The 10818-nt window shown below is 46.5% G+C and carries 11 protein-coding genes; 4 read left to right on the top strand and 7 right to left on the bottom strand.

Features of this window, described 5'->3' with window-relative positions:
• Positions 1 to 357, bottom strand: a 357-nt coding sequence (locus tag B3180_RS08890; protein WP_286844093.1) for a cryptochrome/photolyase family protein, incomplete at its 3' end; no start/stop codon positions are given.
• A gap of 119 nt (positions 358 to 476) precedes the next feature.
• Between B3180_RS08890 and B3180_RS08885 the strand changes: the two genes are divergently transcribed.
• Together B3180_RS08885 and B3180_RS08880 are read left to right on the top strand one after the other, a co-directional pair.
• Positions 477 to 1253 carry a glycosyltransferase gene (locus B3180_RS08885; protein WP_199495122.1) on the top strand — a complete coding sequence of 259 codons (777 nt, stop codon included), beginning with the start codon at positions 477 to 479 and terminating at the stop codon, positions 1251 to 1253.
• Between the two features lie 5 nt (positions 1254 to 1258).
• Positions 1259 to 3244: a 3-deoxy-D-manno-octulosonic acid kinase gene (locus B3180_RS08880; protein WP_278358484.1), complete on the top strand. Its 1986-nt coding sequence runs from the start codon at positions 1259 to 1261 to the stop codon at positions 3242 to 3244.
• 71 nt (positions 3245 to 3315) lie between these two features.
• Here the strand turns inward: B3180_RS08880 and B3180_RS08875 are convergent, their stop codons facing one another.
• The 4 genes from B3180_RS08875 to mutY all read right to left on the bottom strand — a co-directional run bounded on the left by B3180_RS08875 (position 3316) and on the right by mutY (position 7159).
• Positions 3316 to 4569: a glutamate-5-semialdehyde dehydrogenase gene (locus tag B3180_RS08875; protein WP_222235669.1), complete on the bottom strand. Its 1254-nt coding sequence runs from the start codon at positions 4567 to 4569 to the stop codon at positions 3316 to 3318.
• The gene (gene proB, locus B3180_RS08870) at positions 4566 to 5681 is read right to left on the bottom strand and encodes a glutamate 5-kinase (protein ID WP_054489237.1); all 1116 of its coding nucleotides are present in this window, start codon (positions 5679 to 5681) and stop codon (positions 4566 to 4568) included. The genes B3180_RS08875 and proB overlap by 4 nt, the downstream gene beginning before the upstream one ends.
• A gap of 154 nt (positions 5682 to 5835) precedes the next feature.
• Positions 5836 to 6108: an oxidative damage protection protein gene (locus tag B3180_RS08865; RefSeq protein ID WP_054489235.1), complete on the bottom strand. Its 273-nt coding sequence runs from the start codon at positions 6106 to 6108 to the stop codon at positions 5836 to 5838.
• Between the two features lie 7 nt (positions 6109 to 6115).
• A complete protein-coding gene (gene mutY / locus B3180_RS08860) occupies positions 6116 to 7159 on the bottom strand; it encodes an A/G-specific adenine glycosylase (protein WP_199495120.1) in 1044 nt (347 codons plus the stop codon).
• A 115-nt stretch (positions 7160 to 7274) separates the two neighbouring features.
• Here mutY and B3180_RS08855 point away from each other — a divergent pair, with 115 nt between their 5' ends.
• Both B3180_RS08855 and trmB read left to right on the top strand, forming a co-directional pair.
• Positions 7275 to 8366: an OmpA family protein gene (locus B3180_RS08855; protein WP_199495119.1), complete on the top strand. Its 1092-nt coding sequence runs from the start codon at positions 7275 to 7277 to the stop codon at positions 8364 to 8366.
• A 112-nt stretch (positions 8367 to 8478) separates the two neighbouring features.
• Positions 8479 to 9195 (top strand): tRNA (guanosine(46)-N7)-methyltransferase TrmB, encoded by a 717-nt coding sequence (trmB, locus tag B3180_RS08850; RefSeq protein ID WP_199495118.1) that lies wholly within the window; start codon positions 8479 to 8481, stop codon positions 9193 to 9195.
• 17 nt (positions 9196 to 9212) lie between these two features.
• On the opposite strand, the gene hemW is transcribed toward trmB, so the two are convergent.
• Together hemW and rdgB are read right to left on the bottom strand one after the other, a co-directional pair.
• Positions 9213 to 10364, bottom strand: coding sequence for a radical SAM family heme chaperone HemW (hemW, locus tag B3180_RS08845; RefSeq protein WP_286844086.1), 1152 nt, complete (start codon positions 10362 to 10364; stop codon positions 9213 to 9215).
• Positions 10361 to 10818: RdgB/HAM1 family non-canonical purine NTP pyrophosphatase (rdgB, locus tag B3180_RS08840; RefSeq protein ID WP_286844084.1), on the bottom strand; the 458-nt coding region annotated here is incomplete at its 5' end. The genes hemW and rdgB, both read right to left, overlap by 4 nt.

Here is a 10818-nt window from a genome sequence, read left to right as displayed (position 1 = left end):
GCCAGCCCAGCTTCTAAGTTGGTGATCGAGCCGGTACTCGTCGGGTTGCTGACATTCCAGGACCGCTCCCTTGTTTTGAGCGATAATATATTCAAGGTTTTGTGTCAGACTTTGCTGGTTGTCGCTGTCATCCAGTTTAATATAGTGTACTCGATGCCCAGCCGAGTCTAATGCATTAGCAAAGGCGCGCATTGCACTAAAAAAAGCCAAAACTTTTTGTCGATGATGAACGACGTAGTCAGTCTCCTGTTTTAGCTCCATCATGACATAAAGTACACCTTGCTCCTTTTGTCGGAACCAGGAGTGCCTGACATTGAGTTGGTCGCCGAGTATTAACCGAACGGTGTGAGTGGTCATAGTCACTTAAGTTTAAATGTTCAGTCAGCTAATACGCAGGCTCTGAGGATTCAGATCGGCGTACCTAAATGAGCTAAAATATGGCATGATGCGCGGTAGTTTAAGATCCAGGAGTGATTATGAATCAGGTTACAGAGAGCGGAAACTCTTCAGAGCAAAACACAGTTAATGTAATTTGTATTAAATGGGGTAAAAAGTATGGCTCAGATTACGTCAATACTTTGCACTCTATGGTCAGCCGACATCTCAGTCGGCCATTCCGTTTTGTTTGTTTTACAGACGATTTTGAAGGCATTAATGACGACATTGAAGTAAAGGCGATTCCTAAAATCGGCTTCAAAGATTTTGACGAACAGCTTCCCTGGACTAAAGGACACGGTTGGCTAAAGCTGACTTGTTTCGCAAACCCTTTGTATGATCTTGAAGGGCCTACACTGTTTCTGGACCTGGATATTATTATTGTCGGCAGTCTTGATGAATTCTTTGAACCTGAAGGTGACTTTATGGTGATCAAAGAATGGGATAAATCAGACGCTACAGGCAATACCTCGGTATTCCGGTTTAATATTGGTGCACATGAAGACGCCTTAGAGCATTTGAAGAAAGACCCTGATGCAGCTACCGCCGATGTGCGAAATGAACAAGAGTACATTACGCACTTTGTCGATCGTCAGAACAAGCTGAAATACTGGCCGGAAAAGTGGTGTCGTAGCTTCAAACGTCATTGTCTGCGCCCGTTCCCGTTAAGCTTTTTCCAGGAGCCCCGTATACCTGAAGAAGCAAAAGTTATTATCTTTCATGGCAAGCCACACCCGGATGATGCATTAGAAGGCCGAAGTGGTAAGTGGTACCGGAAAGTCCTGCCGACTAAGTGGATTGCCGAGTATTGGCGTTAAAAAATATGAGACTGTGGCTCTATGGAATGCTATTGCGGCTGGTCACTCCAGCCGTTTTTGTCTGGTTGTGGCTGCGTGGCAAGAAGGATGCCCGTTACCGTCAGAACTGGTCAGAAAGGCTTGCATTAGGCGCTGTTGATAAAAAGCTGCAGGGGTGCCTAGTTATCCACAGTGTTTCTGTTGGAGAAACCTTAGCGGCTAAGCGACTAATAGAGCAGCTGTTGCATCAACAGCCCGGGCAAAAAGTGCTGATTACTTGTATGACACCAACCGCCAGGACACTCATTCAGCAGCATTTTGGCGAGTCTGTCAGCTGTCGTTATTGGCCAATTGATACTCCGGGTTCAGCGAAGCGCTTCGTGCGTAAGCTGAAACCTAAAGCTGTATGGATAATGGAGACAGAGCTTTGGCCGCAGATGCTGAACCATTTTTCCAAAGCTAATGTACCTGTAAGTTTATTGAATGCCCGGCTTTCGGCGCGCTCTGCCAGGGGTTATCGGCGTTTCCATTGGCTTATGAAGGCTGTATGGAAACAACTGACTCTGGTGTCGGTTCAGAATAAAGAAACTGCGCGTCGAATGAAAGTTTTGGGGGTAGCGCCGGGTCGACTTTTTGTCGACGGAAACCTTAAATACGATATCCAACTTTCCGGCAAGGATACTGATAAAGCTTACCCGTGGAAGCAGAGTTGCTCTGGAAGGAGCGTCTGGTTGGCGAGTAGCAGTCACCCCGGGGAGCATGAAGTTCTTCTTAAAGCACATAAGCTGGTTCAGGCAGAACAACCTGATGCCTGTCTTATTATTGCGCCAAGGCACCCTGAGCAATTTGAAAAAGTTGCGGAACTGACTCGGCAGTCGGGACTAAAGTTGGCTCGACGCAGCGAGCTTAATGAGATACCACAGGACTGTGATGTCTTTCTCGCTGACAGTATGGGCGAAATGATGCTGTGGGGGCAGTTAGCTTCTATGAGCTTTGTCGGCGGAAGTATCATTGAGCGTGGAGGGCACAACCCCCTTGAAGTTATTGCTTCTGGCTCCAATGTTATGTCTGGGCGGCATGTATTTAATTTCCCACAGGTTTACGCTGAGCTGTCTAAAGTCGGTGCTGTGCGGTGGGTAAAAAATGCCGAAGAAATTAAACAGGCTGTGAGTTTGATGCAGCAGACAGCGGTCATGAAAACGCAACATGAAGCTGCTAAAAGCGTTTTACAAACGCATCAGGGTGCTACGTTAAGAGTCTTAAAGCGAGCACTGGAATATACTCTGACAGGAAGCGGTATGATAAAAACAGAGCAGACTCCCCGAGGGCTCATTCGCTATGACAGCGATATTATAGAAACGATAGAAGATAAGCATTTTTCAGCCCAATATTGGCAGCAACAAAAGGCGATTGCCGGGAATTCGACGGGGCGTGCAACTGTCTGGTTTATTCAACAAGGCGATTTGGGGCTTTTGTTACGACACTATTACCGTGGTGGTTTGGTTGGAAAAATTAATAAAGACCGTTTTTTACGCGAGCCAGCGGAGAAAAGCCGGGCAATACACGAATTTGATTTGCTCTGTAAACTCCGTGATATTGGCTTGCCGGTTCCTCGCCCTGTGGCGGCCAGAATGGAAAAGACCGGCGTATTTAGTTATAAAGCTGATATTTTAGTTGAAGTGATTCCCGGCGCAGTTGATGTTTATCGGCTATTGCGTGAGAAACAGCTCTCAGCTGAGCTTTGGCAAAAGCTCGGTAGTGCTATTAAGCAATTGCACGATACTGGTGTTTATCACTCGGACTTGAATTGTCACAACCTTATGCTGGATGACAACGACAAAGCCTGGATTGTGGATTTTGATAAGTGTGATTTCCGTGAGAGCGGGGAGTGGAAGGAAGCGAATATTCAGCGTTTGCTGCGCTCCCTGCGCAAAGAAAAAGAAAAGAACGAGACTTTTTACTGGAAGGAGTCTCGTGACTGGCCTGAGTTATTAACGGGTTATCGCCGTTAAGCTTCAAGCCATAAAAAAAGCCCCGACTCACTTCAATGAGCCGGGGCTTTTTTATGCGTTAAAGCACTGAATTAGTCGCGAACTTGACCGTTACCGGTTACCACGAATTTTTCAGTTGTTAGTGCTTCAAGACCCATTGGTCCATAAGCGTGCAGCTTACTGGTAGAAATACCAATTTCGGCACCTAAACCTAACTGACCGCCGTCTGAGAAGCGAGATGAGACATTCGCCATGGTAACGGCTGAATCTACTTCACGAATGAAACGCTTAGCGGTTTCATCGTTTTCAGTAATAATCACTTCTGTATGACCACTACCAAACTCCTGAATATGCTCAATAGCACCTTCGTAGTTATCAACGGTTTTAACCGCAATTTCCAGAGCAAGGTATTCTTCGCCAAAGGCATCGTCTGCAATCTCATCAGCGCCGTCAAAGTAGCTTACTGAACGTTTATCGGCGTGGATTGTTACGTTTTTCTCAGCCAGGGCTTTAGCAGCCATAGGTAAGAATTTATCAGCAACATCTTGATGAACCAGTAAGCCTTCAAGCGCGTTACAAACGCCGGTACGCTGGGTTTTACCATTAAGTAAAATAGCCAGGGCTTTATCAAGGTCGGCGTCTTTATCAACGTAAAGATGGCAAACGCCTTTGTAGTGTTGAATCACCGGGATCTTACTGGTGTCACTAACAAAGTGAATCAGACCTTCGCCGCCACGAGGGATAACCAGGTCAATATAATCTTTTTGTTGCAGCAACTCGGTCATCAGTTCACGATCAGGTGTTGGTACTACCGTGATGACGTCTTTTGGCAAGTTGCTGGCTTCTAAAGCTTCGTGCAGTGCTTCAGCAATGGCTTTACTGCTCTCAATTGCTTCACGGCCACAACGTAATATAACGGCGTTGCCAGATTTGAAGCACAGGGCACCGGCATCGGCGGTCACATTTGGACGCGCTTCATAAATCATGCAGATAACACCGAGTGGAATGCGCATTTTTTCAATTTTCATTCCGTTAGGGCGTTCATCCAGCACGTAGCTGTCGCCGACCGGATCTTTTAATGCAATGATTTCCTCAATGGCGGAAGCCATGCCTTCAACACGTTCCGGTGTCAATTCCAGGCGATCCATCATGGCATCGCTCAGGCCTTTCTCTTTACCGGTGGCCAGGTCTTTCTTATTGACTTCAATAATCTTGTCCTGGCGTGCGCGAATTGCGTCTGCCATTTTCTGTAGCACACGGTTTTTATCTGCTTCAGATAAGGTTGCTACAGCGCGTGCTGCTTTTGCAGCGCGCTGTGAAATTTCTTTTGCTAATTGCTGGCTCATGCGTCCTCCAAAATCATTAGATCGTCACGGTGAATGACTTCTGTAATTGGGCTATAGCCAAATTTTTCAGCTATGTCTTCTGTTTGCTGCCCTTTAATGTGCATAAGTTCATGCGCGCTGTACTGACAAATACCCTTTGCAATAGCGTCAGTATCATTAGCGCTACGAACCAGCACGGCGTCACCGCGATCAAAATCGCCTTGTACATCAACAATGCCTGAACTCAATAGCGAGGCACCGTTCTCAATTAATGCTTTTTCAGCACCTTCATCAACCAATATTTCACCTTGAGCAACCAAGGTATGTCTTAACCAATGCTTTTTGTTGCTAATTGGATCAGATTGGCGACGGAATAATGTGCCGGGGATGTCACCTTGTAACAACGATTCAAAGGTTTCGCCTTTGCGACCGTTGACTATGTAGGTATCAATACCATGGGAAGTGGCTTTCTCAGCGGCTTCAACTTTGGTCCGCATACCACCAGTACCTACAGAACTCACAGAACCACCGGCAAGTGAGTAAATACTTTCGTCAATTTGTTCAACCACCGGTATTTTCTTGGCATCCGGGTTCAGGTTTGGATCGGAATCGTATAAGCCGTCGATGTCTGAACAAATAAACAGAGCGTCGGCATCAACTAACGTGGCTACCATGGCTGACAAGTTGTCGTTGTCGCCTACTTTCATTTCGTCGGTAGCCAGAGCATCGTTTTCGTTTACCACAGGTAAAATGTTGTGCTCTAACAATCTGTTTAAGGTGTTTTTAATGCTCACGTAGCGAGCGCGGTCGCGTAAGTCACTGTGTGTCATTAACAACTGGGCGCAGGGGGAATCAAAGAAGCGCGACCAGTAGCCCATCATTTCATTCTGACCGACGGCTGACATTGCTTTGCGTACGGCTACAGGAACTTTCTTGTGTTCAAAGTTAATATGCTTGCGTCCGGCAGCGACACTGCCCGATGACACTAAGACAACTTCTTGTCCGCGTTCGCGGCATTCGTTAATAAAACGAGCGATGGGTAAAAGGTATTTGGTACTAACCCCAGTTTCATCTGGCGCGATGAGCGCACTCCCCACTTTCAGTACGGCTCTTCGCCAGGATGGCGCTTTCATAGAGACTCCCTTTTGTTGAATTCGTTAGTAGTCTAACAGATTGGCTGTCTAAGCTCCAGTGAGGCTCATAAGCCATACCTATTGTCAATATATTAGACAATAATTTAGATTGACAAGAAAAAAGAGCATTCTTTAAAAAAGATTACTGAGACAATTACTTCTCGGGAGGAGTATAGCCCTCTATTTGGGGATCTTTGCCTTCAAATAAAAAGGCCGTCATTTGGGCTTCAAGAAATTCGCGATCAGATGGATCCATCATATTTAGTCGCTTTTCATTAATCAGCATGGTCTGTTTCTTTTGCCATTCAGCCCAGGCTTCTTTTGATATGTTATTAAAAATTCGTTCGCCCAGTTCACCGGGGTAAAGCTGAAAGTCCAGTCCCTCGGCTTCTTTCTGATAATGCTGGCAAAATACGGTACGACTCATGTTGTACTCACTTATTGGTCATTAATTGTTTCATCAGTCTAACGGTTGGTGCAGCAAAGCCCAAGTCCTTATCGGTGTCAGGTTCTACCCAGAGGTGCTGGTTATCGTTAAGCTGAGTTTCAGCGGGAACGACGTCTATCAGCAGAGGGTAGCAATCCAGATGAAAATGGCTGAAGGTGTGCCTGAAACCGTGCAACTGTTGGCGGCTATGCTCAGTTAACCCGTACTGCCTGATCACTGAGGGCACTTCTGTTTCTTCTGAGCTTTGAGGGAAACACCACAGTCCTCCCCAAATACCTGTTTGCGGTCTTTTCTCCAATAACAAGTGGCCCTGGTGGCGGAAAAGCAGCATATGCGTTGCCTTGACTGGCTTGGCTTTTTTCGGCTTCTTACCCGGGTACTGTGTCATTGTATTCTTTGCTTTGGCTAAACAAGTATTGTTGACGGGACATTGCTCGCAGAGCGTCTTAGTTCGGGTGCATATCATTGCACCGATATCCATCATGGCTTGATTATAGGCACCAGAGTCACTCTCAGGAGTAAGCTCTTCGCTGAGTTGCCAGAGCTCTTTTAATACACTGGTTTTACCCGGCCAACCTGCGACAGCAAAGTGGCGGGCTAAGACACGTTTAACATTGCCATCTAAAATTGGAGCGTACTCACCATGCCCAAGTGAACGAATAGCGCCTGCTGTCGAACGACCAATACCGGGTAATTCTTCAAGCTCATGAACTTTTTTAGGAAACTTACCGTTAAAACGGGTGCAAATGATTTTTGCGGTTTTATGAAGGTTACGGGCGCGGGCATAGTAGCCTAAACCTGTCCATAAGTTCAGTACTCGGTCTTGCGGAGCCTCGGCTAATGCTTGAACTGTGGGAAATGTCTCCATAAAACGTTCGAAGTACGGAATAACGGTGGTGACCTGGGTTTGTTGGAGCATGATTTCTGAAACCCAGACACGGTATGGGGTGACATTTTTCTGCCAGGGAAGATGCTTGCGACCATGCTGTTGAAACCAGCGAAGGACTTGAGAGCTGAATGTTTGAGTCAACTGTAAATCTCTGCAAATAAAAATGACTAATTTCAAGAATGTACTATTCTTTATGACATACACAGTGTCTCATATTCCGAGCATGATTGTTATTGCAATTAAAAGGAGCTTTGCAATGAAAACCTTAAACCTAATTACTTTATCTTTGCTTACCGCCGGGTTAACTGCTCCGGTTTTTGCACAGCAGACTGAGGTTGAGCAAAACGACTTTTATCTGGGTGCGCGTTTGGGCGTCTTTTCTGCTGATGATGATCGCGTTGCGGTCAAAAATCAGCAGTTATTTTTTGTTGATGACGGTTTCAAAACCATCACCTCAGGTATTGAAGCTGGCATGATGTTTACAGAGGCATGGGAAGCCCGTATCTATTACGATTACATGGAAGCTGACTTAGTTGGCGGTGGCGATGGCTATGGCGACAGCTATGGTGTTGATGCGCTGTATCACTTTAATAACAGCTTTTATGCCGGTTTAGGTGTCAATAATACTGAAATTGGTGATGTAACCGATGTCGCAGCTCGCCTAACTCTCGGTCACCGTAGCTTTATTAACGATAATCTTGCGTGGCGGATTGAAGGTGGAGCCCAGCGTGGTTGGGAAGAAGACTACACCGAAATGTTTGCAAACATTGGTTTGCAGTGGTTCTTCGGCGGACGTGATACAAGCCCTGAGCCAAGACCTCGTCCTGAGCCACAGCCAGAACCTCAACAAGCAGCACCTGAGCCAGAATCAGAGCCTGTAGATTCAGACGGTGACGGCGTTGTTGATTCTAAAGACAATTGCGCAAATACGCCTAAGAACTACTCAGTGGATGAGAACGGCTGCATTTTATACGAGAACGAGACTATCACTGAAGAATTACTTGTTGAGTTTGACCTGAATTCATCTGAGATTCGTAGTGGCGAACGGAATGATATCGATGAAATGGCGGAGTTCATGAAAGAGCATCCACAACTCGATATTACTATTCATGGACACACCGACAGCACCGGTGAGGCTGAGTACAACCAGTGGTTGTCTGAGCGTCGTGCAGAAGCTGTTGCTAACGCGTTGGTTGAAAAGCACGGTATCGCCAGAAGCCGAGTCGACTTTAAAGGACATGGTGAATCTCAGCCTAAAGTTCGTGAAAACAGCGCGGCTGATCGTCAAACAAACCGTCGTATTGAAGCAACATTGAAAGTTGTTAACCGTGTACCTAAAACACGTTAATACCAATTGTATTGATTGCTTGAAATAGCGATAATAGCTCTACTGTAAACAGGCCTGATTTTTCAGGCCTGTTTTTTTGGTATTAGCTAAGTCACTAATTGTCAGGAAAGTCATGAGCCAGTTTAAAAGTGCCGAAGAAGCCGCAGCGGCGGGTAAGTATGTCAGAACAGTTCGGAGTTTCGTTAAAAGAGAAGGAAGGCTAACGAAAGGGCAGGCAACTGCAATTGAGCGCCTTTGGCCGACTCTTGGCTTAACGCTGGATAGTGGTCGGTTGGATCTTGCCCAGGTTTTTCATCGAAAGGCCCCTGTAACTCTAGAAATCGGCTTTGGTATGGGGCACTCACTGGTTGAAATGGCTGCTAATGCCCCCGAGCGCGACTTCATTGGTATCGAAGTTCATGAGCCTGGTGTTGGTGCCTGTCTTATGGCTGTCGAAGAAGCGGGGATAGACAACCTTCGGGTATTTCACGAAGATGCCGTTGAGGTGTTGAAACAGTGTATTCCGGACAAAAGCCTAAACTGCGTTCAGATTTTCTTCCCTGATCCCTGGCATAAAAAGCGTCACCATAAACGTCGTATAGTGCAACCAGAGTTTTTGAGCTTATTAACTCAGAAACTAGAGTCTGGTGGGATTATTCACCTGGCAACAGACTGGGAAAATTACGCGGAGCACATGCTGGAGGTGTTAAATGAAGCCTCTGATTTAAGCAATTTATCAGCTTCAGGAGATTACGTGCCAAGACCAGAAAGTCGACCCAAAACCAAGTTTGAACGCCGGGGCGAAGGTAAAGGGCATGGCGTCTGGGATTTACAGTTCCAGGTTAAGTAATGGTATACGCTTCTGGGTTAATCCAGAAGCGTATCTAAAACTGAGTTCAGAAAGCGGTGGCCTTGCTGTGTTAAACACCAGTGCTGTGTGTTTTCAGTTACCAAGTCCAGAGATTTTGCCTTACGCAAGTGTTCTGACGCTAAGTCGGCGGAAAGTCCGGTAGTCTGTTCAAAGTTATGTTTGCTGACTGGTTCCAGTAAGCGGAACTGATTCATAAAGAACTCAAACATACGGTCGTCAATTGCAACTTCTTTTAACTGATAACGCAGAGCTTTAGTCAGGTCTAAATAACCTTTAGGGTGCTTTATCTTTTCACAGCGCAGAATTTTATTTTGCTGTGGAAGTGTGACTTTGCTGTGAGCTCCGCAGCCAATGCCTAAGTAATCGCCATACTGCCAATAGTTTTTATTGTGGCGGCTTTGGTGACTCGGTTTTGCATAAGCACTCACCTCGTACTGATGATAACCGGCCGCTTCCAAAAGCTTATGACCCTGTTGGTAAATTTCCCATAAGGTGTCATCGTCAGGCAACTCAGGCGGCTGGCTTGCGAACAGGCTATTAGGTTCAATAGTCAACTGATACCAGGAAATATGTGGAGGGTTCAGCGCGATGACCTGACGCAAGTCATCTAATGCCATCTCTACGGTTTGGTCCGGCAGTCCATGCATAAGGTCAAGGTTAAAGCTGGCGAGCGGTAACTGACTTGCGTGTCTGGCTGCTTCTTTTGCCTGCTGCGGGTTATGAATACGCCCCAGACGCTGCAGTTGGTGCTTCTGCAGACTTTGAATGCCAATAGACAATCGATTTATGCCGGCAGCAACGAACGCGGAGAATTTTTCGGTCTCAAAAGTACCCGGGTTGGCTTCCATGGTTACTTCGCAGTCAGAACTCAGGGTTACTGTTGCCCGCACACCGTCCATTAATTGTTGTATTGCTGCAGCCGAGAGTACACTGGGTGTGCCTCCGCCAATAAAAATAGACCGAATTTCTCGTTCCTGTACCCACTCAAGGTCGGCCCTTAGATCTTCCAGCAGACGGCCGACATAACTTGCTTCGGGCACATCGCCCGTTAGCTTATGTGAGTTGAAGTCGCAGTAAGGGCATTTCTGAATACACCATGGAATGTGTATATACAGAGATAACGGCGGAAGCGTCAGTGGGTAAGTCATTTAGTGAGCTGCTCAAGCAGTTGTTTCAGAGCCTGACCACGATGGCTGAGCGCTTGTTTTTCTGTTTTATCAAGTTGTGCGGCTGAAGCATTTTTTTCTTCAACCCAAAAAACGGGGTCGTAGCCGAAACCATATTCACCGACTGGCTTTGTTAATATGCGTCCGTCCCAGCGGCCCTGGCAGATAATTGGCGTTGGGTCTTCTGCACTTTGCATATAGACCAATACGCAATGAAAGCTAGCCTGTCGCTGACGCTCTTCAACACCCTCTAAAGCCTGTAATAATTTATTGATATTATCGGAGTCTGTCGCATTGGAGCCGGCATAACGAGCAGAATAAACACCCGGTGCGCCGTTTAACGCTGCAACGGCAAGACCTGAATCGTCGGCAATAGCGGGTAGCCCGGTTTGTTGACACGCATGCCGCGCTTTAATAATGGCGTTTTCGACAAAGG

It is taken from the genome of Idiomarina sp. UBA4206, from assembly GCF_002383015.1.
In the GTDB taxonomy this organism is placed as follows: Bacteria; Pseudomonadota; Gammaproteobacteria; order Enterobacterales; family Alteromonadaceae; genus Idiomarina; species Idiomarina abyssalis.
Note: the sequence above shows the minus strand (reverse complement) of the source record. Positions and strands in the feature narration are given on the sequence as shown.